The sequence below is a fragment of the Pseudomonas sp. RIT-To-2 genome (assembly GCF_029623465.1).
Lineage (GTDB): Bacteria > Pseudomonadota > Gammaproteobacteria > Pseudomonadales > Pseudomonadaceae > Aquipseudomonas > Aquipseudomonas silvicola.
Genome location: NZ_JAPYKM010000005.1, coordinates 192,485 through 214,346, shown reverse-complemented (window position 1 = coordinate 214,346; position 21,862 = coordinate 192,485). Strand labels below are relative to the sequence as shown.

The window sequence follows — 21,862 nt, the reverse complement described above, 5'->3', positions numbered from 1 at the left end:
AGTTTGTTATAGACGCAAAGAACCGGGCCTGCGCAGCGCCCGGTTCTTGCCTGAACAGAAAAAGTCAGCGCAGCGTATGTTCTCGATCCGTGCAGGCGCTGGCGGGTCAGTTGTAGAACGCGGGGCGCGCAGGCAGTTCAATAGGCTCGATGCGCCCACTGACCTGGGCCAGGTTGCAAGCGTCGGCAGCGACGGCGGCGGCATAGCCGTTCCAGGCGGAGGGCCCGGAGAGCTGGCCGTCGGTGACGCCCTTGATGAAGGCCTGCAACTCCACGTCGTAGGCATCGATGAAGCGGTCTTTCCAGTCCATGAGGATGCCGGTGGACAGCTTGGCGGCACTGCGCAACTGCACACTGGAAGGCTCGGGTAAACGGGCGATGCCCTCCTCGCCCACGACTTCGCATTGGATGTCGTAGCCATATTTGCAGTTGACGAACACTTCGACGTCGATGCGCACGCCCTTGGCGGTTTCCAGCAGCACGATCTGCGGGTCGCGCAACTGCGCGTGGGTGTGGCGGGTGGCGCGGGGGAACACGACCTGCGCCGAGACGTAATCGTCATCGATCAACCAGCGCAGCACGTCCAGCTCATGGATCAGGGTATCGGTAATGGCCATGCCGGTGCCGTAGGCGTCGGACACATGAGGGTTGCGGTGAGCACAGTGCAGCATGAGCGGCGTCCCTATTTCGCCGCTGTCGATCACCGCTTTCAGCGCCCGATAACCCTGGTCGAACGGGCGCATGAAACCGACCTGAACCAGGCGCTTGCCAGCGGCGATTTCCGCGTCGACGATGCGACGGCAGCCTTCGGCGGTGACGGCCAGGGGCTTTTCACAGAACACCGGCTTGCCGGCAGCGATGGCCGCCAGCACGAATTCCTCGTGGCTGGGGCCCCAGGAGGTGACCAGCACCGCATGGACATTGCCGGCATTGATCAATGCCTGACCACTGGCATAGACCTCCGCTTCGATCCCCAATTGCGTGACCACATCGCGCGCCTGTTCGGCATTGATGTCGTTGACCGCCACCACCCGCGCGCCTGATAGCGCGAAGCTGAGGCGACGGATGTGGTCCCGACCGATGGCGCCGGTCCCGATGACACCGATGTTCAAAGTCATGATGGCTCCTGATTTGTTGTTGTAGGCCTTGGAATCTCAGGCTAGAACGGCATCAGGCGTAAATCAATTATTTTTCCATTAAATTTATTTTGGAATTTTTATTTTATTCAACGCATGTCCGCGTAAGGGCTGATCGGCTCTACCGGCAACGGCAGGTTGCCTTGCCACGGGTCGAAGGTATAACGCAGGTACAACAGCGCGCGGCTCGGGGCATAGCCTTCGCTGTGCTGCCAGGTCACCCCGCCGCCCAACACCAGGTTATCGGACAAGCGGCGCTCCAGCAGGCCCTGCACCCGAAAGTTGATACCGTTGCTGCTACTGCCGCTCTTGGTCAGCGTCGGGTCCGTCACCAGGGTATGGCCTGACTGCGCCAGCAAGTTCTCCAGGTCGCTGGCGCTGCTGTCCTTGGGGTAAAGGTCGCTGGCACTGGTCTTGGCAAACGACCAGCCTGCCGAGCTTTCCAGAAAGGCCGACCAATTGGCGTTGCGCCAGGCAAAATTGACCGGGACGCTGACCGAATAGTACTGCTGCGGGCTGTAGTAGCCACCCTGCCCCAGGGTCGACTCGCTGAGGTCCTTGTCGTAACCCATGTACATCAGCGTCAGGCCGGTGCGCACGCGCTCATCGGCGCGCTCCACCAGGCGGTAGTAGTAGCCGCCCATGGCACTGCGGCGCTGGTTGTTCTCGACGTTCTGGCCCACCAGCCAGTGGCTGCTCAGGCTGGCCCAGACACCGTCCTTGCCGCCTTCGTCGTGGCTCAGGCCCAGGGTGAAACCGTTGGCGGTGACACCACCGAACCGAGTGCCGGTGACCGGATCGACCGCGCCCGCGTAGGACACCAGCGAGTTGGTCAGCGGCCGGCGCGAGGCTGTCAGGCGGTAACCGATGTCCTCCCAATCGCCACTGTAAGTGACCCCACCCACCCAGTTGGAAACCGTGAATTCCTGAGGCGTATGGCCTACGTCAAACGCCCACTTGTCATCGTGCCAGCCCATGCCGAGCAGGGTGCCGCTGACGCTTTGCGCGCCACTGGCACAGCCGCCCTGCACCACGGCGCACAACCCGAACTGGTCGTTGCTGGCAAAGCTGCTGACATCCAGCTGCACGTCTTCGGCCTGCACAAAGGCCTGGCCTTGGGCCAACGGCGTGTCGATGCGCAAGATGGTGGTCTGGGTGGTCAAGTCCGAGACGCCCGAGGCGCTGTTATCGGTGCGCCAGGCGAAGTCGTGGTACAGGTTAACCGTCGGGTTCTGCTTCTGGTACAGCGTGTCCACATCGCTGCGAATGCTGCGGGCCAGCCAGTCATCACTGTCTGCGGCACGGCTGGCCTGCGTGACGGCGCGGTCGTCACGCGGGGTGGCCTGCCCCGGGGAAATCAGCTTCGCCGCTGCCATGGCATGCGCATAGTCATCCAGCGCGTGCCGTGGCTGTTCGGTGGAAAGCAAACGTGCTTCATCGCGGTACGCGAGGGGATCCTGGCGTGGGGTGCTGAGCAATTCGGCGAACAGTGCCTTGGCGCGTGCCTTGTCTCCCACCGCCGCCCAGGCATTGGCCAGGCGCCGCTGGAAGCTGACGTCCAGCGGTACCGGGGGCGTGATGGCCGACAGGCCGGCCTTGGCAGGTTGCAACTGATGGCTGGTGATCAAGACTTCGCTCAGGCCCAGTTGCGCTTCGGGATTATGCGGTTCGCTGGCCAGTACCTTGCGGTAACGGTTCTGGGCGGCAGCCAGGTCCCCACGCTGCTGCGCCCAGTCGGCCAGCGTCAGGTAGTCATCGGTGGCCGGCGCACGCAGCAGCAGCGCTTCGGCCTGGTCTTCATGGTGACCGGCGCGCAAGGCCTCGGCCTTGGCCAGCATCTGCCGGCGCTGCAGGCGGGCCCACAACTGGTTCATGTTGTCGCTCCAGCCGGCACGCGGAATCTGCTGCAGGCTGCCCATGGCGTCGGTGTCACGCTCGCCGTCGGCCAGGAAAAGACCATGGGCGTAACGTGCCTCGGGGTTCTGGCCCTGGCGTTGCAGCAGCAGGCTGAAGCTGTGGTCGGCGTCAGCGGCGCGGCCCAACTGCCGTTGGGCGTTGGCCAACCGGTAGACCAGCCAGGGGTTGTCCGGGTCCAGCTCACGGGCCTTGCTCAGGTGTTGCACCACCTGGCCCCAATCACTGCGCCGGGTGGCGTCATCGGCCTGGGCGTTCAGGCGGTCCGAAGCCAGGCCCAGGCGCACGCTCTTGAACTCGACCTTCTGGGCAGGCGTCAGGCTGTCCAGGTACTGCTCGGCCTTGTCGGCCGACTGCGCCTGGTACAGGCGCACCATGGCCCGCACCACGCTGGCATTGCCGGGCTCCAGCTTGCGCGCCTGCAGCAGCAGGGCCTCGGCGGCGATATCGTCTGACTCGCCCCGGGCCACGTAGGACAGGCCAATCAGGGCACTGGCATCCTTGGGCTGGGCTATGCGCGCCTGCTGGTAAAAGCGTTTGGCCTGTGGGTAATCCTTGCGCTCCAGCGCCTGGTCACCCTTTTGCAGCAGCATCCACTGGTAGTTGGCGACCTTGAGGTCTTGCCACTTGGTCATCCAGTAGGTGTCCTGCTCGATGGCCGAGGCCTTGACGAACGTGTTGTAGGCGTCCTCATGCTTGTTCTGGCGCATCAAGGCAACACCCAGCGCACCCAGCAGGCTGGAATCCTTGGGGTAAGCCTTGAGTGCCCGGCGCAGCTGCGCTTCGGCGCCGACGCTGTCGCCCGCGTCCAGCAGCGCCTTGCCCCTGACCCCGGCTTGCCAGCTGGGGTCGGCCAGCAGGTGCTCTTGCGCCTGCAGTTGCAAGGTGGCGTCGGCCCGATACGGGGTAGACGGGTACACCTTGAGGAACGTCTGCCAGGCCTGGGCGGTTTCCCGTCCCACGGGCTGCTTGAGCAAGTAGTTGTACTCGCGTTCGGCAGCGTTGGCCGCGGCGTTGGCGTCACCCGCCAACTGGTGCAGTACCGCCAGTGCCTCGGCATCGCGTTGTTCGGCGAACAGCAGGCCCACCAGGGTCTGGCGCAAGCCGGCGTTACCTGGGTACTGGCTGTCCAGCGCCCGCAACTGGTCGATGACTTGCGCACGCTGCTCCTTGATACCACTGCGCACGGTCAGGTATTCCAGGGCGATGGCGAAGTCCGGCATATCGTCGCCGAACATCTGCCGGTAAGCCTGCAAGGCATCGTCGTAACGGCCGGCGGTGGCCAGCAGGCGAGCCTCCTGCAGGTCTTTCTGGCCCGCACTGCTATGCAGTTTCAGCAAGCTCTGGGCCTGGCGGGACTCGGCACTGCCCGGAGCCTGACGGCCCAGCTCGGCCGCCAGCCGCTCGGCCTCCGGGGTGTTGTTCTGCAACAACGCCTGGCGGACTTCGGCGACTTTCACCTGGGGGTTATCGGGTGCGATCAATTCCAGGCGTGCCAGCGAATCGTGCACCAGGTCTTCGCGGTAAAGCGCCTGGCCTACGCGAATCTGTTCGAGCAACCATTGCTGTTGCTCGGGCGCGCTCAGGGGTTGAGCGAGGGCTACCCCGCAGACGCTGCTCAACAGCAGCCCCAAACCGGTCAATCTTTGCATGCGGCAGTCCAGTTCGGCACGAGGCGTCCGTCTTTATCAAAGCGGTAGCGTTGCTGGTCCCAGCCTTGGCCGAACAGCACCAGGGACTGGTTGTAATAGGCGTCGGCCAGGGGCGGTTGCTGTTTCAGGCGCTCGCGCTGCGCCGCCAGCGCCACGGCGTTGCCTGACAGCAGCGGCAACAGTGCCGCGCTGAAACCCACGGGCCCGGTACCGGTATCAACGGCAGTGGCAGCGTCGACTTTTTCCGGGACAAAGCCCCGCTCGGCCACCCGCTGCACCATGGGCTGCAGATGCTCGACCAGTGCCGAACGCCCCGGGGCGTCCTTGGCAAGCATGCCAGCCCACAGGTAGACACGAACGGCGTCATAGCTGCCTACAGCGCCTTTCTGGCTGTCCACAGCCCAGCCTTGACCGGTTTTCCACACTTGCCAGTCGGGCACCAGGCCCTTGGGCGAGCCCTCGGTCAGCAAGCGTTGGGTATTGCTGGCCAGTTCCGCCCATATGGGTGCCTCTGCGGCAAAGCGGGCCAGCAATTGCGGCGGCAGGTAACTGGCATTCAGGCGCCAGCCTTCGGCATTTTCGAAGCCGACATCCCCTGGCAGCAGCATCAGGCCCATGCCCGGCAGCTTGCGCAAGCTCTGGGCGGCGGTACGCCATAGCAGGTTGCGCCCCAGCGACTGGTAATCGGCGCGGTGCCACAGCCGCCCGGCTTCGAGCAGGCTGTAGGCTATCCACAAGTCGGCGTCGGAAGCATTGTTGCTGTCCAGTACCTGCCACTGCCCTTGCTTGTCCTGGCCCCACTGCCAGGCTGGCAATTGGCGGTTGAGGTCGCCAGCCGCCAGGTTGTCCTGGGTCCAGCGCAGCAGCTTGGCGAAGCTGTCGCGGTCATTGCCCAGCAGTGCGAAGAACAAGCCATAGGCCTGCCCTTCGGACGTGGTGGTCATGCCGGGCGTGGACCGGTCGATCACCCGCCCGTCCGCGCTGACCAGCGCCTGGCGATAATGCGCCCACGCCGGCCAGGCACACTCGCCGGCTTCGGCCAGGCCCGGTACCGCGAAAACACCGGCCAGTACCAGGGCCGCGACGGTTTTCATCGGCTTACTCCTGGCCAACCAGACGGCGCCGCGCCATCCAGCGCAGGCCACGCCACAGCAGGAAGGCTGTGAGCAAAACACTGATGGTGGCCAGCGCCGCCAGCAGCACCGGGTGCTCGGACAACTGGTACCAGAGCAACAGCCACCATGGCAGGTGCCCGACAAAGTACTGCTGCCCTACCCAACTGCTGCTGACACCGCTATCGCGGATCAGCGCGACGGAACCGGCCACGGCTTCCAGCTTGCCGCTGTCGGCCAGGGTGTCGCGCAGCAATTGATAGTCAGCGTCATCGGAGGCCAGCAGGGCGACGATGCTGCGCTGCTCATGGTACGGCGACTGCAAGCCGACGATAGCCGCGATGGGCGCCTGGGCACTGACGGCCACACGGTTGGCGCCCAGGTCGCGGGCATCGTTGAACTGCCCTGCACGGGCCGATTTGCCGCTGTCTTCGTTGGCGGGCGTGAGCAGCCAGTCGCGGGTCTTGGCCAGTACCAGGTTGGCATCGTCGCCCTTGCCCACCGAAGCGGCCAGGTTGCCAAACACCAACAGGTCGTTATCCGCCTTGGCGTCATTCCAGTCGTTCGACAGGCGCAGGCCGAAGGCCGGCAGGCCCGAACGCGCGGAAATGGCGCCCAGGGTTTCGAACAAGGTGCTCAACTGCACCGGCGTGCTCTGGGCCGGCACCATGACCAGGGTCTGCGACAGATCGGCCATTCGGCTGAACGGGAAACCACCACGGGCGAAGGCACGCAGGTCCGGCATGGCCAGGTAGTGGTAGTAACCTGACAGGTCCACGGTCGACTCTTCGTCGATCACCGCCTGGTTGTTCACCGGCAGGGTGGTCTGGCAGTGGTCGCGCTGAGCGCTGCCGTAGGTGCTGGCGAAATTGAAGTCAAAGCGCAGGGTGTTGCGGTCGCCAATCTTCAACGCCGGCACCAGCAGCTTGTCGGTGACGTTGGCGGTTTCATCGGACATGACCGCCAGGCGCATCTGCTCCAGCTGGCTGTTGGTCTTGCTGTGCAACGGCAGGCTGGTGATGAACTGGTTGTTCAGGCTGATGGTCAGGCTCGACGCATCATCAGCGGCCGGCTGGGTGTAGCGGAACTTGGTCTGCAGTGGGATGCCCTGGTTGCGCCAGACGAACAAGTCCGGCGGCAGGTTCACGTCCAGGGTGATGGAGCGCGGCAGCAGGCCGTTGGCCTGAAGTTGTTCGGGGTACTTGATCAATTCGGCGAAACGCACCGGGCGGTCGGTGCGCATCCAGTTCGGGGCGTCGTAGGGTTCACGCGGCTTGAGTTGCTGCACACCCTCCACGCTCACCCGTGGCCCACGGAACAGGTCACTGCCCAGCGCCAGTGCCTGGGCGGCAACCGCCAGGTCATCGTCGTTGCGGCCCAGCACCAGCAGCACCTTGCTGTAGGGGTCCTGCGGGTTGTCGATCATCTGCACCACAGGTGCGTCGACCGCCGGGAACTGGTTCTTGTCGGCCAGGAACGCAGGACGGTGGTCGTTGGTGGCGAATACGATGGCAGGCTTGGCGCGGTGCTGGTCATCAAGGGCCGGCAACTGGTCGAACTGCACCGGGAACCGCGCGCCTCGCCAACCGGCCTTGCTGCCGAAGTAGGAGGCCAGGATACCCGCGGCACGCTGTTCGCCCAGGGTCGGCGCATTGGCGAACACCAGGTCGATGGAAGGCTTGTCCTGCCCACGCGCATCGAAGAAAGGCATGGGGAAATAGGCCAGGTCGTTCTTCATTGCCAGTGCCTGTTCCTGCAACTGGATCTGGCTGTCGCGGCCAACGCTCAGCCACAAGGCGCTGTTGGCGGGGTCTTCGCAAACGTCGGCGTAGTGGCCGACAAACTCCATGCGCACGCGGTTGAAGTCGGCGATCAGGTGCGGGTCCAGCGCCACGGACTGCGTGACACGCTTGCCCAACTGGTCCTTCTCGATCGGTACCACGCTCATCAACACATCATTGAGGTAGATGCGGATATGCGAAACCTGGGGCAGCAGCGACGGCGAAGGGGTGTATTGCAATTGCAGCCGGGCATCACTGGCGATGCGGTCACGGCGCAGGCTGAACTCGATCTGGTCGCTGGTATGAATGCCCAGCAACAGGCTGTCGGCCGGGCGCCCCAGCTGTTCGAAGCTGTGGGTGCTGCTCCAGGCAGGCACCGGCGCCGACGCTGGCGCCGCAGGAGTAGTGACGGCAGCCTGGGCGCAGCCGACGGCCAGCAGCGCCAGGCTGGCAACCAGGGTTTTGTTGAAAAAGCGGCTCATCGTGCGCTCACTGATCGGGAAGTGGAAATAGGGGTGGCCACGGGTCTGCGCGGCAGGAAACTGCACAGCCAGCGCAGCAGGTGCAAGGGTGGGCCGGCGATGTAGCGCACCCAGGCAGGCAGGTATTGGTACAGGCGGTAGTAGCCGACGGCGCCCAGGCGCAGGATGTCCATGAAGCTGTGCAGGGGGCGGTCGGGGGCGAAGTTGTCACCCCAGTTCAGCCACGCATCGGCACGGGCGAAGGTGCACTGCACGAAGTCGATCTTCTGCTGGCCCTTCAGTTCGCCCAGGTTGATGCCCACGAATGTCCTGTGGCTGCGGGTCACGTAGCCGGGGAACAGGAATTCACGGTCGCCGCGCTGCAGCATCAGCGAGATACGCCCGCCCACCGGCAACGACAGCGAGGTGTCGAGCTCGATGCCCGCGCCACCGTCGGAATAGTCCTGCAGCATGCCTGGATAGCAGTGGCCATTCTCCAGGCGAACGGCGGCGGGCATCTTCACCTGTACACGGTGGGTCTGGCGTACCTGGCGGACTTCCGCCGCCACCGCTACTGCCGCGCCGACGATCAGCAGGTTGTAAACCACCCAGAGGCTGCTGACCAACACCGTGATGATCTCGGTAGTGGGACCACACACCAGCCGCCAGGCGGCAAAGCCCAGGCCTGCAAGGTTGATCAGGGCCAGCAGCAGGTAGGGTTGGGCGATCTTCCAGTCGAACTGGTTATCCTCCATCAGGCCGCCCTTGGCCGTGACGTTGAACTTGCCTTTCTTGGGGTTGAACAGCGCCACGGTGGTCGGCCGCGCGATGTACCAGGCCAGCACCGTTTCATACACCTCGCCCCAGAACGTCTGGCGGTAGGCGCCCTGCATACGGGAGTTGGTCAGGCTGGCGTGAATCATGTGGGGCAGCACGTACAACAGAATCATCATTGCCGGGGCGTAGATGATGTAGGCGTGCAGCACCAGGAAGGCCAGCGGCGCGGTGAGGAACACCAGGCGCGGCAGGCCCGCCAGGAAGTGAATCATGGCATTGGCGTAACAGATGCGCTGGAACAGTGTCAGGCCGCGGCCCAGCAACGGGTTGTCGGTACGGAAGATCTGCGCCATGCCCCGGGCCCAGCGAATACGCTGGCCGATGTGGGCCGACAGGCTTTCGGTGGCCAGGCCGGCAGCCTGGGGGACCTTGATGTAAGCCGAATTCCAGCCACTGCGGTGCAGGCGCAAGGCCGTATGGGCGTCTTCCGTCACTGTTTCCACGGCGAAGCCGCCGATGGCATCGATGGCCGTGCGCCGCAATACGGCGCAGGAGCCGCAGAAGAACGCCGCGTTCCACATGTCGTTGCCGTCCTGGACCAGGCCATAGAACAACTCGCCCTCGTTGGGACGTTCGCGAAACACATTGAGGTTGCGCTCGAACGGGTCGGGCGACAGGAAATGGTGCGGGGTCTGCACCAGCGCCAGCTTCGGGTCGCTGAGGAAACCACCCGTTGTCAGTTGCAGGAAAGAGCGAACGGGCACGTGGTCGCAGTCAAAGATAGCGACCAGTTCGCTATCGATCAGCGTCAGTGCGTGGTTCAGGTTACCCGCCTTGGCATGGCGGTTATCGGTGCGGGCGATGTAGCCCACACCCACTTCAGCGGCGAACTGGCGGAAGCTTTCACGCTTGCCGTCGTCGAGGATGTAGATGTTCAGTTTCTCGGCGGGCCAGTCCAGCCCCATCGCCGCGTAGACCGTACCGCGCACGATGGACAGATCTTCGTTGTAGGTGGGAATCAGCAGGTCGACGCTGGGCCACAGGCTGAGGTCGCGCGGCAGCGGCTTGGGTTTGCGCCCCAGCGGCCAGCAGGTCTGGATGTAACCCAGAATCAGCACCACCCAGGAATAGGTCTCGGCCACCAGCAGGATCGAGCCGCAGGCCAGGTCCAGCGGCTGGTTCCAGTTCAGCGTGGCGGTGTAGCGCCACCACAGGTAACGGCAGGAGACGATGACCGACAACACCACCATCAGCAAGGTCGGGAAGCGCCCGGGCACTCGGCGCACCAGCATGGCCAGGCCCCACAACAGCAGTACGAAGACCAACTGCGCGACATAGCTGAACGGTTCGGTAATGCACAACAGGGTCAACAGGAAGGCCACGGTGCCGATACTGATGTTAACCAGGCGCTGGCTGCGACGGTCCAGGCCTTTCCACCAGTGGCTGCTCTTGCGGATCTGCGAGCTGGTTTCGGCGCGCTGCGGCAACTCTTCCAGTTCCGCTCCTACCCGTTCCCATGCGCGCAGGTACAGCGCCCCCAGGGCCTTGAGCCAGCGGGGCGCGCGCAACGACCAGGTGCGTGTCGGGGCCGGCTTGACCGCCAGCAACCACAGGCTCTGCACCACATAGCGCAGCGGGTCGCCCAGGCGCGGCGGCTTGTCGGCCAATTGCGGGTACCAGCGGTGCGGGTGCTGCAGCAGGTTGCGCCACTGCGTCGACTCCAGCCGCAGGCACACCCAGGCCAGGGCACAGAGGCTGGCCAGCAGCAAGGCCAGCGGCGGCGTGCAACCGTGGCGCTGGCGCAGGCGGGTGTAGGGGAAGACCTTGGCGATCATAGGGTCTCCAGGCGCCGAGTCAGGCACCAGGTGGTCAGGCTCTGGATGTCCTGAGCCGCCAGGCTGGCCTGGGCATAGGCGCCCACCGGCTTCTTGAAGGCCAGGGCTTCACGCATGGCCTCGTCCTGGTGGATATTGAGCGGCAACAGGCGCTCGCCGTACTGCTTGCGCCAGATCAGCAACAGGTCGCGCTGCAACTGGCTGGCCGGGTCAAACCGGTTGATCAGCAAATGCTCGCTACTATCCTCTTGCTGCTGCAACAGCACATGGCAGGCGGCATCCGCTTCCACCACCTGCAAGCGCAAGGCACAGGGGCCCACACGGGCATGGCCAGGCAGGCGCAGCGGCACGTCGAACAGAATCCAGTCGAAGTGCGCCGCCAGGCTGGCCTGGCGCCGCCGCCATAGCTCGGGCTCGTTGCGCAGCCGCTGCTCGATCTGGTCCTGCTCTGCCCATTTCAGGCGGCCATACGGCAGCAGGCTCAAGCCTGGCTCCACACTCCATGCCTGAGCATTCCAGTCGAGCCCATCGACCATGGCCCGCGCCCAACCACCGCGTTCGCCAACATCCACGTTGAAATGCAGGCGCAGCAGGTTTTCCGGGCACATGTCGACCAGCAGCACGCGTTCGCCCAGGTCATGCAACGCATGCCCGGTGGCCACCAGCAGCGAACTGGTCCCCACACCACCGCGCAGGCCGCGAAGGCTGAGCGCTGTCACGACAGCAACTCCAGCTCCGAGGGACGCGCCGGGGCCAGCACCTTGGGTTGCAGGCGCTCCATTTCGGCCAGCAGGGGCCAGCGGTGCAGGGCTTTCTGCAGCTCCAACTGCGCGGAAATATCCACGTAGTCCAGCTCAGGCAGCGCCAGTTCCTGTTTCAGGCGGGCGATGTCGTCGGCACGGTCGGCCCGCGACTGCACCTTGGCCTTCACTTGAACCGCTGTGGGTACGGGAGCCATTGGCCTTTCTCCTTGATGCGCACATAAGGTTTACCGGCGTAGTCGACGACCACCGTGCCAGCGTTTTCGGAGACCGCCGCGGTCTGTGGCAGGTCGGTCAACAGCGTCTGCCAGCTGGGCGCCAGGCCCTCACCCTGAGGCTGGGCGGTGTACAGCCGGCTGATGATTTCCGACAGGGCCAGGAAGCTGCTTGGCGCGGTAACGTGCAGCGGCTCGGTACTGGGGTTGCTGCCCATGTTCACCAGCTTGATGCCCACCGGCACATGGGTGATCGACGGGCTCGGGATCTCGCGCATGCCGGAAATCTGCATGCGGTCGCCGTGCAGTGCCGCCCCATGCTCGGGAACGATGACCACCACCACGCGCCGGCCACTGGCCTGCAACTGCTTGATGAAACCGGTCAGGTCGTCGATCAGGGCCTGCGCACGGGGCTTGTAGTCGGCGCTCTTGGTGCCGCCATCGGCGGTGAGCGCGCGGTTGCCGTCGTGCAGGGTGGTGGTGTTGTAGAACAGCGCCACCCGGTCGTTCTGCTCGTCGACGCGGTGTTTCCACCAACTGGCCAGTACCTGGCCGTCACGCAGGATCGGCGTGCCGTCGAAGCCCACCAGGGCCCGTGGCAGGTTGCTGGTGCTGATGGCCGGCGGTGGCAGCGCGCCTTGGGAGCGCACTTCGTCCAGGAAGCCTTCGAACTGCCCGGTATGGTTGAGCATCACCTCATCGGCGAAACCCAGCTTCTTCAGGTCGTCCATCAGCAGGCACTGCTCGGGGGCTGTACCGTAGAGTTTGCTGTGGGGGCTCTGGCCGCAACTGGCGCGCAGCAGGCGAATGGCTGCGGGGCCGCTGTAGGAGGTGGCCGAGTTGAAATTGTCGAACACCACGTCCATCTGCTGGAACAGCGCGTTGTCGCGCAGGCCCACGGTCTCCAGGTCATCCCAGGCCATGGAGCAGATATTGATCAGCAGCAGGTCGAATGGCTGCGCAGCCGAGGTCGACGGCTTGAATTCAACCTGGCGACTTGCTTCGGTGGTGTAGAACTTCTGCAGGTACGCTTCAAGAGTGGCGTTGTCCGGCTCGCCGGCGCTGGCCGCCGCCACCGCTGTGCTACCAGCGGCAACAGCAGGTGTGCTGCTGGGGTGCAAGGCCAGCACATTGGCGCTGGCCAGCCAGGCCAGGCCCAGCACGCTGACGGTGGTCAGGCGCAGCCAATGGCGAGCGAAGGCATAGATCACCACCAGCACCGCCAATAGCGCGCACAGGTTCCAGTCAATGAAGCGGCCCATCAATTCGAGCAGGTAAGCGCCGGTGAAGTCCAGCACCCCTGGCTGTGCCAGCAGGCGGCTGAAGGGGGGCAGCCATGTATCCTGATACAGCAGCGCCACCCCCACCGGAACGGCGATGACGGTGCGCAGCACGCGCAGGTAGCGATGGGGCAACGGCACCAGCAATGCCGCCGCGAATACCACATTGGGCAACACCTGCACATTCAGGTAGCCGGCCCACAGCAAGACGAACTTGAGAATGAAATACAGGTTCCACAGCCCCAGGCCCGGCCACTCGCGTACACGCGTCGGCTGGATGACTTCAAACTGACTCATGGGGCTTCACTCTTGGCGGGGGCGCGTCGGCGCACGCCCTTGGGCTTCAGGTAACGTGGGGGCAGCAGGGCTTGCACCACCGCCAGCAGGTGACGGCCAAAGCGCGTCAGCGCAACGATCAGGGCAAGGGTCAGCAGGGCGCTGAGGCCAATGACCTGGATCAGTTCGGCAAAATTCATGGGCAAACGTCCGAGATAGGCAGGGTGAAACGCGCAGGGGCATAGGCGCCACGTTCGGCCACCTGGGCGGAACTGCCGGCAGTACGCTCTTCGGCCAGGTGGAAGCTGGGCGGCAACTCGGCCGCGTTCAGGAAAATGTCCCGGGGCAAGGCATCGACACCCGGCAGAATCTGGAATGCGCTGAACAGGTCTCGCCAGGCCAGCCGGCAGATATTGCCCAACGCAGGCTCAAGGCCATCGGCGCGGCAAGCAAACAGGAACAGGTAGAAGTCGCCGTTTACCACGCAGGCAATGTCGCCAAAACGGCGCAGGCTGATCTGGTTCAGGTACTGCTCGATATCCAGCGCGCCGCGCGGGGTAAGCTTGAGCAACTGGTGGCTGATTTCGCCTGAGGCACCGCCGTAGATACGCGTGACGGTGCTGAGGAATTCGGCGGGCATCATCAGGCCGCGTTCGGCAGGTGGCCGCAGGCGCTCGAACAGCGACTGGAAGTCGGTCTGGCGGCTGTGGCGCCAGGTTTGCCCCTGTACGCTATCGATGATGCTGAAGAAATACGCAAGGGTGGTGCCGTAGGGGACCGTGATGTTGGCGCCGCAGGAGACCAGCAAACGCTCGTCGCGGTAGCGAAGGCACGGCTCGACTTCCCGCACGATGATTTTCAGGCCGCTGCCGCAGCGCTCGCGCAACTCATGCAGCTGACGCGCCAGCCCTTCTACCTGCTGGTTGCTGTCGATGGCAACGATCACGCTGGCGGCCCGCGCGTGGCGCGCCTGAAGCAGCAGGTCATCACGGTCTTCGAACAGGCGCCACTGATCAGACAGTGCCGGCGAGCCTTCAAGTACCGAGCGCTGGGTCAGGTAGATGCGCTGGTCGTCAGTGTGGGTCAGTTGCGGGTTGGCTTGCTCGGTGGCGGACAAGATGAAGCCCTGCTCACCCAGTTCCAACTCCAGCTCCTGACCACTGCACACCCCCAGTTCGCTGTGCCAATAGTGCAACTGGTAACGAATACCCCCGTCGCGACGATACAACTGCGCCAGGCCCGACAGTGTTTCGTTCAGGCGCAGCAGGCGTTCGTGCAACTGGGGCGCCTGGCCGTGGCAGATGATCAGCAAGGTGGACTGGCGCCGCGCCAGCCACCCACTCAGCGTCTGGCACCATTGGCGCAGCGCGGGGGCGGCCTCGCTCTGCCAGGCGCTGGCCGGCAGCATCAGCACTATCACGTTGCCCGGCGCCGCCACGGCGCGGGTCAGTTCGCCCACCATGGCCTTGAGCGCCAGGCCCATGGCAGGTTCCGCGATATCGAAGAGTGTCAGCTCGCCCGGGCCTTGGTCGGCCGGCAGCGCCTGGGCCAGCGCCTGGCTTGAATGGCCGCAGCACAGCAGTGTCGCCTTGGCCTGCGCAGGCATGGAAGCCAGGCATTGACTCGCCAGTGCCGCCGCGTCGCCAGCCAGGTCCGCCGCTACCCAATAAAGACCGCCCTGGCGCAAATACATCTGCTCGTCACGTAAATGACCAATGGCTAAGCTGACCTGACTCACTGCATACCCCCGCCGGAACCACGGCGTGCCTGATCAGGCAAACCCTGATACGTCTCAAAAAGGAGTCATTAGTCTGGCGGCGATAGCCGTCGCTCGGCCAAGGCCGAGGCGGGTAAGCGACAGAGCAAACAGGTTGGCGCACAACGATACGAAAGCCGAAGCTTCGCGACGGAAGACTGCTGAAAGCAGCATGAAGCGCTCTAGATCAAGGGTTTTAACCCTACAGGCCGTCGGACTCTCTGTTTACCTCGACAGCGCGGCGGCCATTATTCTGATACTGCCCCTGGGGCGTCAATTAATTATTGTATCGAGAGTCAATTAGGTGCCAAACGGCGCATGCTCGATAACTGGCGGTCTTTTCTGACGCCTGTTTATGATCGCGTGGCCTATGCTGCTTGTTGAAGTTCTGGCCAATCCCAAGGAGGCCCTCGATGTACTACGTGCAACGCAATGCACTCGGACACGTCATCCGCGCCGACAAGACATCCTACCCGGAGGCGGAGGATTTTCTGGTTGAAGACCACCCTGACATCCTCGCATGGCTGGCGCGCGGCACCATCGAGGGGCGCCTGCAGCAGCTGCGCCAGAGCGACATGGAGATGGTCCGCGTACTCGATGACCTTATTCAGGTGTTGACCAGCAAAGGGCTGATTCGCATCACTGACCTGCCCGAGGCGGCGCTGGCCAAGCTCAAGACCCGCGATGCGGTACGGGGCGAGTTGGGCGGCCTGGACCATCTGGTGGACGACCAGGATGACCGGTTGATCTGATGGCCACCAATCGCACTGCTGCCAGAAAACAAGAAAGGGCCGCTCAGGGCCCTTTCTGTTTGCGCCACCGCTTATGGGTTGACGCTGTCTTTCAGGAACTTGCCAGGCTTGAATGATACGGTGTTGCTGGCCTTGATCTTCACGGGCTCGCCGGTCTGCGGGTTTTTGCCGGTGCGGGCACCACGGTGGCGTTGCAGGAAGGTGCCGAAGCCCACCAGGGTCACGCTGTCCTTGCGGTGCAAGGCGTTGGTGATTTCTTCCAGCACAGCGTTGAGCACGCGGTTGGCTTGCTCCTTGGTCAGATCAGCTTTTTCGGCAATAGCAGCGGCCAGTTCTGGTTTGCGCATAGTGAAGCCCCTTTTGACGGATTTTTGTTTTTATGCCAGTGCCGCACATTCAGAACGGGGCACCAGGCGCCGCAGGCTCTACGCTGCGGCAGACGGAGTGAGAATGGCACGGCACACGAGGCTGCGCCAGTCTCCACCCCGGCTTTGTTGGGGCAAAAACCGGGTTATTCCGACAGAAAGACCGTTATTTACGCCAGTAACGCCGGCAACTGCTTATTGAGTGCCAGCTTGTCCGCCACGGCCGCCCCCGTGAGGGCATATCCCAACAGGTTGCCGCCCTCATCACGGCACAACGCCTTGACGTCCGCCCCCTGCCCTTCCACCTGCCACTGCCCCTCAAGGCCGCGGGGAACGGGGGACACCACCAGCGGGCAAACCGGGGTCTTGACCGTGATCGGCATAGGGCCGTAGCTCACTGACGTCGGGTTGCCTGCCAGGGTCTGCGCCAGGGCGCGGGCACAGCTCATCAGCGGCATCACGTACAGCAGGTTGAGCCCGTCGACCTCGGCGCAATCGCCCAGGGCGTAGATATTGGCATGGGACGTCTTGAGGGTGCGGTCCACCACCACGCCACGGTTGGTCTCAAGCCCCGCGGCGGCGGCAAGGTCCACGCGTGGGCGCAGGCCGATGGCTGAAACCACCAGGTCGCAGGCCAGTACCGTGCCGTCGGACAGGTGAGCGTCAAGGCCCTCGCCCACCCGCTCCAGGCGGTTGAGCACCGGCCCCAGATGGAAACGCGCACCCAGGCCTTCCAGGCCGGCCTGCACCGCCGCGGCTGCGGCCGGGTGCAGCAAGGTTGGCATCACCTGCTCACAGGGCGCCACCAACTGTACTTCATACCCGCCCATGATCAGGTCATTGGCGAACTCGCAGCCGATCAGGCCTGCGCCCAGCAACAGCACGCGTTGCTTGCCTTGCGCGGCGGCTCGAAAGCGGGCGTAGTCTTCCAGGTCGTTGATGGGGAATACCGCATCACTACCGTCACCCTGCACGGGCACGGTTACGGTCTGGGCGCCCCAGGCCAGGACCAGGTCGCGGTAGGGCACCGCCTCCTCGCCTATCCACAGCTGCTTGTGGCCAGGGTCGATACCCGTCACCCGGGTATGGGTACGAATTTCGGCCTTGAGCTGGTCAGCCATGGCGCCTGGCTCTGCCATGCTCAGGCCGTCGGCATCCTTGTTCTTGCCAAAGCCGGTGGACAGCATCGGCTTGGAATAGGAACGGCCATCATCGGCGGTGATCAGCAACAACGGCGTGTCGCCGTCCAGCTTGCGAAACTCTCGGGCCAGGTTGTAACCGGCCAGGCCGGTGCCTACGATCACCACGGGTGCTGTCATGTGTCCGTTCCTTGAGTTGAAAATTCGATCAGGCGATTTCGATCATTTCGAAGTCCATCTTGCCCACACCGCAGTCAGGGCACAGCCAGTCTTCCGGCACGTCTTGCCAAAGGGTACCCGGCGCGATGCCGTCGTCCGGCCAGCCATCGGCTTCGTTGTAGATCAGACCGCATACCACGCATTGCCACTTTTTCATTTAACGGTGTCCTCGATGCTCAGGCTGTTGGCTCGGGCGATCATTGATTGATGCGTTGTCGACCGGCTCGACAGGTTTTGTACTGGGGGTTGTGCACAGATGCAAGCCTGAATGCATGCTAAGCTCGCCGGCCAACCTGCTTGCCGAACGTTGCCGACCGTGACCCACGCCTCTTCCTCTGCCACAGCGCCCGCCTGGCTGGCGCTGGCGCCCACCGATGCCGATGCCTTTACCTGCGACTGGTTGTTCGACCAGGGGTCCCTGACCCGACGCCTCACCCGCCTGGCCGACGGGCACTTCAGCGTCACGCCTCTGCTCGAACAATGGCAGGTGCTGCGCGAGGATGAATGCGCCTCGCTAGGCCTGGCGCCGGGCAGCAGCGGCTGGGTACGCGAAGTCTACCTGCGTGGGCACGGCACACCCTGGGTGTACGCCCGCAGCGTGGCCGGGCGCCAGGCGCTGGAGGCCGATGGCCTGGCGCTGGCGGCACTGGGCAGCCGGTCGCTGGGTGAGTTGCTGTTCACTACTCCAGCGTTCGTGCGCCAGCCCATCGAAGTGTGCCGGTACCCGGCCACTTGGCTGCCTGCCGACCACGCCCACGATGGCCTGTGGGCCCGACGTTCACGCTTCGACCGTGGCGCCTTGCGCATTCTGGTCGCGGAAGCCTTCCTGCCGGGCCTGTGGCCCGCCGCTCAACTCGCTGCGGAGAACCCTTGATGTACCAAAGCCTGCTCAAATCCATGAACCGGCTGCACCCGCGCGCCTGGGACTTTGTTCAACTGACCCGCATGGACAAGCCCATCGGCATCTACCTGCTGCTGTGGCCCACCCTGTGGGCGCTGTGGGTAGCCGGTGAGGGCCGACCGTCGCTGGCCAACGTGTTCATCTTCGTGCTGGGCGTGGTGTTGATGCGCGGTGCCGGTTGCGTTATCAACGACTTCGCCGACCGCAAGGTCGATGGCCACGTCAAGCGTACCGAACAGCGACCGCTGGTCAGCGGGCGCATCAGCTCACGCGAGGCGCTGGTGTTTTTCGCGGTGCTGATCGCCATCAGCTTCGCCCTGGTGCTGTGCACCAACGCCACCACCATCTGGTTGTCGTTCGGCGGCCTCGCGCTCGCCGCTACCTACCCGTTCATGAAACGCTACACCTATTACCCCCAGGTGGTACTGGGTGCCGCGTTTTCCTGGGGCATGCCCATGGCCTTCACCGCGGAAACCGGGCACCTGCCGGCCGCCGCGTGGCTGTTGTACATCGCCAACCTGCTGTGGACCGTGGGCTATGACACCTATTACGCCATGACCGACCGCGATGACGACCTGCGCATCGGGGTCAAGTCCACCGCCATTCTGTTTGGCGAGGCCGACCGGGTGATCATAGTCACACTGCAGGGGCTGGCGCTGGTGTGCCTGTGGCTGGCGGGCCTGAACTTCGGCCTGGGTGGGTGGTTCCACCTCGGGCTGCTGGGGGCCGCGGCGTGCTTTGCCTGGCAATGGCACAGCACCCGCGACCGGGAACGCATGAAATGTTTCAAGGCGTTCCTGCACAACCACTGGGCGGGGTTGATCATTTTCGTCGGTATCGTCGCGGACTACGCCTTTCGCTGATACCTCAGTCGGCATCCGCGTCGGTGGGTATCACGTGCCAGACATCCATCTTGCCGTCGCCCATCTTGTCACCGGCTTTCTTGTCACCTTTGAAGGTGTAAACAGGCTTGGTCTCGTAGGCCCACTGCTTCTTGCCGTCATCGCGGGTCACCACTGACCAGTCGCCATCGTCCTTGGCCATGCTGTCGGCCATCAACGGCGGCCAGTTCTCGGCGCACTTGTCGTTGCAATTGGACTTGCCATCACCGTCCTTGTCGTAGGTGTACAAGGTCATGCCGTGGTGGTCCACCAGCATGCCATCTTTGGCCATGGCAGGGTCCGCGGCCTGGGAAACCGCCGGGGCGGCAAGGGCGAAAACCCCCACCAGGGCCATCCAGTTCAGCGTATGTCGTGTCATTGGATCTACCTCTTGGTTATTCTTGGCAACGAAATTACAGCTTAGCCCACCGCCCGTAAGTTGATAGGCTGGCAACGACCTGTCACACGACTGCAATAATTCCGTTATCTAATGCGCCCCAAGACACTTCAATGACAAGAGGTTTGAGCATGGTTGGCAGGAACATTCTGATCGTTGACGACGAAGCGCCCATTCGCGAGATGATCGCCGTCGCGTTGGAAATGGCTGGCTATGACTGCCTCGAGGCAGAAAACTCCCAGCAAGCCCACGCCATCATTGTCGACCGCAAGCCTGACCTCATTCTGCTGGACTGGATGCTGCCCGGCACCTCGGGTATCGAACTGGCCCGGCGCCTCAAGCGCGACGAGCTGACCGGTGACATCCCGATCATCATGCTCACCGCCAAGGGCGAGGAAGACAACAAGATCCAGGGCCTTGAAGTGGGCGCCGACGATTACATCACCAAGCCGTTCTCCCCCCGCGAGCTGGTGGCGCGGCTCAAGGCCGTGCTGCGTCGCGCTGGCCCGACCGACGGCGAAGCGCCGATCGAAGTGGGCGGCCTGTTGCTGGACCCTATCAGCCACCGCGTGACCATCGATGGCCGCCCGGCGGAAATGGGGCCCACCGAATACCGCCTGCTGCAATTCTTCATGACCCACCAGGAGCGCGCCTACACCCGTGGCCAATTGCTGGACCAGGTGTGGGGCGGCAACGTCTATGTCGAGGAGCGTACTGTCGATGTGCACATTCGGCGCCTGCGCAAGGCGCTCGGCATTGCCTACGAGAATCTGGTACAAACCGTGCGCGGCACCGGCTACCGCTTTTCCACCAAGAGCTGAAGCCCGCCCGCCACGGCATGACTCGAAAGGACGCGACGTTAATTGAACCAGAACTGGCACAGCATCCTGATCAGGCACATGCTGATATTGGTCACGCTTTGCCTCCTGGCAGGGCTGGTCAGCGGCTATTACGGCTGGTGCCTGGCCGTGGGCCTGGGCCTGTACCTGGGCTGGACCCTGAAGCAGTTGCTGCGCCTGCACCACTGGCTCAACAAGCACCAGCCTGATGAAGCACCGCCCGATGGCTACGGGCTGTGGGGCGACGTGTTCGATAGCATCTACCACCTGCAGCGGCGCGATCAGCGCGTGCGGGGGCGGCTGCAGGCAGTGATCGACCGGGTGCAGGAGTCCACCGCGGCTCTGCGCGATGCGGTCATCATGCTCGACAGCGACGGCAACCTGGAATGGTGGAACCGCGCCGCCGAAACCCTGCTGGGCCTCAAGACACCCCAGGACAGCGGCCAACCGGTGACCAACCTGGTGCGCCACCCGCGCTTCAAGGAATATTTCGAAGCCGAAAATTACGCCGAACCGCTGGAAATTCCCTCGCCGATCAACGACCGCCTGCGCGTGCAGATGCTCATCACCCGCTATGGCAACAACGAACACCTGATGCTGGTGCGCGACGTGACCCGCATCCACCAGCTGGAACAGATGCGCAAGGACTTCATCGCCAACGTCTCCCACGAGCTGCGCACACCGCTCACGGTGATCACCGGGTACCTGGAAACCCTGCTGGACAACGTCGAGGAAGTGAACCCGCGCTGGGCTCGCGCCCTGCAGCAAATGCAGCAACAGGGCGGGCGCATGCAGACGCTGCTCAACGACCTGCTGTTGCTGGCCAAGCTGGAGGCCACCGATTACCCCTCCGACAACCAGCCGGTGGCGGTGTACGCCCTGTTGCAATCGATCAAGAGCGATGCCCAGGCCCTGTCCGGCTCGCGCAACCAGCGCATCACCCTGGAGGCCGACGACAGCATTCGCCTCAAGGGCAGCGAATCGGAGCTGCGCAGTGCCTTCTCGAACCTGGTGTTCAACGCGGTGAAATACACCCCGGCCGAGGGCAATATCCACATCCGCTGGTGGGGCGACGGCAAGATGGCCTACATGAGCGTGCAGGACTCGGGCATCGGCATTGATGCCAAACACCTCCCCCGCCTGACCGAACGCTTTTACCGGGTGGACTCCAGCCGCGCTTCGGCGACCGGCGGCACGGGCCTGGGGCTGGCAATCGCCAAGCACGTGCTGCTGCGCCACCGCGGGCACCTTGAGGTGAGCAGCGTCCCGGGCCATGGCAGCACCTTCACCTGTATCTTTGCCCCCCAGCAACTGGTCATGGAACCGCCCAGCGGCAGGTCACTGCGCTCCAACCCCTAGGCAAGCGCACCGTCACCCGCTACATTGATAGTCTTGTGCCTGCATTTCAGGCGCC

The 21,862-nt window shown here is 63.9% G+C and carries 19 protein-coding genes; 5 read left to right on the top strand and 14 right to left on the bottom strand.

Going from position 1 to position 21,862, the window contains the following annotated elements:
• Positions 1 to 106 precede the first annotated feature (106 nt).
• From QBK88_RS06985 to QBK88_RS06940, 10 genes are all read right to left on the bottom strand, one after another.
• Positions 107 to 1,117, bottom strand: a complete 1,011-nt coding sequence (locus QBK88_RS06985) for a Gfo/Idh/MocA family protein (protein WP_277961470.1) — start codon at positions 1,115 to 1,117, stop codon at positions 107 to 109.
• A gap of 107 nt (positions 1,118 to 1,224) precedes the next feature.
• Entirely contained in the window at positions 1,225 to 4,701 is a 3,477-nt protein-coding gene (gene bcsC, locus QBK88_RS06980; RefSeq protein WP_277961469.1) for a cellulose synthase complex outer membrane protein BcsC, read from the bottom strand.
• The gene (gene bcsZ / locus QBK88_RS06975; protein ID WP_277961468.1) at positions 4,689 to 5,795 is read right to left on the bottom strand and encodes a cellulose synthase complex periplasmic endoglucanase BcsZ; all 1,107 of its coding nucleotides are present in this window, start codon (positions 5,793 to 5,795) and stop codon (positions 4,689 to 4,691) included. Before bcsZ ends, bcsC begins: the two co-directional genes overlap by 13 nt.
• Positions 5,796 to 5,799: 4 nt before the next feature.
• Positions 5,800 to 8,076, bottom strand: coding sequence for a cellulose biosynthesis cyclic di-GMP-binding regulatory protein BcsB (gene bcsB, locus QBK88_RS06970; protein WP_277961467.1), 2,277 nt, complete (start codon positions 8,074 to 8,076; stop codon positions 5,800 to 5,802).
• Positions 8,073 to 10,667: a UDP-forming cellulose synthase catalytic subunit gene (bcsA, locus tag QBK88_RS06965; RefSeq protein ID WP_277961466.1), complete on the bottom strand. Its 2,595-nt coding sequence runs from the start codon at positions 10,665 to 10,667 to the stop codon at positions 8,073 to 8,075. The genes bcsB and bcsA overlap by 4 nt, the downstream gene beginning before the upstream one ends.
• The gene (bcsQ, locus tag QBK88_RS06960) at positions 10,664 to 11,386 is read right to left on the bottom strand and encodes a cellulose biosynthesis protein BcsQ (protein WP_277961465.1); all 723 of its coding nucleotides are present in this window, start codon (positions 11,384 to 11,386) and stop codon (positions 10,664 to 10,666) included. The genes bcsA and bcsQ overlap by 4 nt, the downstream gene beginning before the upstream one ends.
• Positions 11,383 to 11,625, bottom strand: a complete 243-nt coding sequence (gene bcsR / locus QBK88_RS06955; protein WP_268147046.1) for a cellulose biosynthesis protein BcsR — start codon at positions 11,623 to 11,625, stop codon at positions 11,383 to 11,385. Before bcsR ends, bcsQ begins: the two co-directional genes overlap by 4 nt.
• Positions 11,595 to 13,220, bottom strand: coding sequence for a cellulose biosynthesis protein BcsG (gene bcsG, locus QBK88_RS06950; RefSeq protein WP_277961464.1), 1,626 nt, complete (start codon positions 13,218 to 13,220; stop codon positions 11,595 to 11,597). The genes bcsR and bcsG overlap by 31 nt, the downstream gene beginning before the upstream one ends.
• Complete coding sequence (bcsF, locus tag QBK88_RS06945; protein ID WP_268147042.1) at positions 13,217 to 13,399, bottom strand: cellulose biosynthesis protein BcsF; 183 nt, start codon at positions 13,397 to 13,399, stop codon at positions 13,217 to 13,219. Before bcsF ends, bcsG begins: the two co-directional genes overlap by 4 nt.
• Positions 13,396 to 14,937 carry a BcsE family c-di-GMP-binding protein gene (locus tag QBK88_RS06940; RefSeq protein WP_277961463.1) on the bottom strand — a complete coding sequence of 514 codons (1,542 nt, stop codon included), beginning with the start codon at positions 14,935 to 14,937 and terminating at the stop codon, positions 13,396 to 13,398. The genes bcsF and QBK88_RS06940 overlap by 4 nt, the downstream gene beginning before the upstream one ends.
• A 431-nt stretch (positions 14,938 to 15,368) precedes the next feature.
• Between QBK88_RS06940 and QBK88_RS06935 the strand changes: the two genes are divergently transcribed.
• Positions 15,369 to 15,707, top strand: a complete 339-nt coding sequence (locus QBK88_RS06935; RefSeq protein WP_277961462.1) for a tryptophan synthase subunit beta — start codon at positions 15,369 to 15,371, stop codon at positions 15,705 to 15,707.
• A 71-nt stretch (positions 15,708 to 15,778) separates the two neighbouring features.
• Here QBK88_RS06935 and QBK88_RS06930 read toward each other — a convergent pair whose 3' ends face one another.
• From QBK88_RS06930 to QBK88_RS06920, 3 genes are all read right to left on the bottom strand, one after another.
• Positions 15,779 to 16,054 carry an HU family DNA-binding protein gene (locus QBK88_RS06930; protein ID WP_158152762.1) on the bottom strand — a complete coding sequence of 92 codons (276 nt, stop codon included), beginning with the start codon at positions 16,052 to 16,054 and terminating at the stop codon, positions 15,779 to 15,781.
• 188 nt (positions 16,055 to 16,242) lie between these two features.
• Entirely contained in the window at positions 16,243 to 17,391 is a 1,149-nt protein-coding gene (locus tag QBK88_RS06925) for an FAD-dependent oxidoreductase (RefSeq protein WP_277961461.1), read from the bottom strand.
• Between the two features lie 28 nt (positions 17,392 to 17,419).
• Entirely contained in the window at positions 17,420 to 17,587 is a 168-nt protein-coding gene (locus QBK88_RS06920) for a rubredoxin (RefSeq protein ID WP_027616797.1), read from the bottom strand.
• Between the two features lie 111 nt (positions 17,588 to 17,698).
• Here QBK88_RS06920 and QBK88_RS06915 point away from each other — a divergent pair, with 111 nt between their 5' ends.
• Complete coding sequence (locus QBK88_RS06915; protein ID WP_445764901.1) at positions 17,699 to 18,304, top strand: chorismate--pyruvate lyase family protein; 606 nt, start codon at positions 17,699 to 17,701, stop codon at positions 18,302 to 18,304.
• Positions 18,304 to 19,194, top strand: a complete 891-nt coding sequence (ubiA, locus tag QBK88_RS06910; protein WP_277961459.1) for a 4-hydroxybenzoate octaprenyltransferase — start codon at positions 18,304 to 18,306, stop codon at positions 19,192 to 19,194. The genes QBK88_RS06915 and ubiA overlap by 1 nt, the downstream gene beginning before the upstream one ends.
• A 4-nt stretch (positions 19,195 to 19,198) precedes the next feature.
• Here the strand turns inward: ubiA and QBK88_RS06905 are convergent, their stop codons facing one another.
• Positions 19,199 to 19,591 carry a hypothetical protein gene (locus tag QBK88_RS06905; RefSeq protein WP_277961458.1) on the bottom strand — a complete coding sequence of 131 codons (393 nt, stop codon included), beginning with the start codon at positions 19,589 to 19,591 and terminating at the stop codon, positions 19,199 to 19,201.
• Positions 19,592 to 19,740: 149 nt separating this feature from the next.
• Between QBK88_RS06905 and phoB the strand changes: the two genes are divergently transcribed.
• Positions 19,741 to 20,430 carry a phosphate regulon transcriptional regulator PhoB gene (phoB, locus tag QBK88_RS06900; protein ID WP_158152756.1) on the top strand — a complete coding sequence of 230 codons (690 nt, stop codon included), beginning with the start codon at positions 19,741 to 19,743 and terminating at the stop codon, positions 20,428 to 20,430.
• Between the two features lie 42 nt (positions 20,431 to 20,472).
• The gene (gene phoR / locus QBK88_RS06895; protein ID WP_277961457.1) at positions 20,473 to 21,807 is read left to right on the top strand and encodes a phosphate regulon sensor histidine kinase PhoR; all 1,335 of its coding nucleotides are present in this window, start codon (positions 20,473 to 20,475) and stop codon (positions 21,805 to 21,807) included.
• Positions 21,808 to 21,862: the final 55 nt, after the last annotated feature.

Coding starts and splice junctions, on each gene's coding strand:
- QBK88_RS06925 (WP_277961461.1), bottom strand. CDS start 17,391: ATGACAGCACCCGTGGTGATCGTAGGCACCGGCCTGGCCGGTTACAAC.
- ubiA (WP_277961459.1), top strand. CDS start 18,304: ATGTACCAAAGCCTGCTCAAATCCATGAACCGGCTGCACCCGCGCGCC.
- bcsA (WP_277961466.1), bottom strand. CDS start 10,667: ATGATCGCCAAGGTCTTCCCCTACACCCGCCTGCGCCAGCGCCACGGT.
- bcsG (WP_277961464.1), bottom strand. CDS start 13,220: ATGAGTCAGTTTGAAGTCATCCAGCCGACGCGTGTACGCGAGTGGCCG.
- QBK88_RS06920 (WP_027616797.1), bottom strand. CDS start 17,587: ATGAAAAAGTGGCAATGCGTGGTATGCGGTCTGATCTACAACGAAGCC.
- bcsZ (WP_277961468.1), bottom strand. CDS start 5,795: ATGAAAACCGTCGCGGCCCTGGTACTGGCCGGTGTTTTCGCGGTACCG.
- bcsC (WP_277961469.1), bottom strand. CDS start 4,701: ATGCAAAGATTGACCGGTTTGGGGCTGCTGTTGAGCAGCGTCTGCGGG.
- QBK88_RS06905 (WP_277961458.1), bottom strand. CDS start 19,591: ATGACACGACATACGCTGAACTGGATGGCCCTGGTGGGGGTTTTCGCC.
- QBK88_RS06930 (WP_158152762.1), bottom strand. CDS start 16,054: ATGCGCAAACCAGAACTGGCCGCTGCTATTGCCGAAAAAGCTGATCTG.
- bcsF (WP_268147042.1), bottom strand. CDS start 13,399: ATGAATTTTGCCGAACTGATCCAGGTCATTGGCCTCAGCGCCCTGCTG.
- QBK88_RS06985 (WP_277961470.1), bottom strand. CDS start 1,117: ATGACTTTGAACATCGGTGTCATCGGGACCGGCGCCATCGGTCGGGAC.
- QBK88_RS06915 (WP_445764901.1), top strand. CDS start 17,699: ATGCATGCTAAGCTCGCCGGCCAACCTGCTTGCCGAACGTTGCCGACC.
- bcsB (WP_277961467.1), bottom strand. CDS start 8,076: ATGAGCCGCTTTTTCAACAAAACCCTGGTTGCCAGCCTGGCGCTGCTG.
- bcsR (WP_268147046.1), bottom strand. CDS start 11,625: ATGGCTCCCGTACCCACAGCGGTTCAAGTGAAGGCCAAGGTGCAGTCG.
- QBK88_RS06935 (WP_277961462.1), top strand. CDS start 15,369: ATGTACTACGTGCAACGCAATGCACTCGGACACGTCATCCGCGCCGAC.
- phoB (WP_158152756.1), top strand. CDS start 19,741: ATGGTTGGCAGGAACATTCTGATCGTTGACGACGAAGCGCCCATTCGC.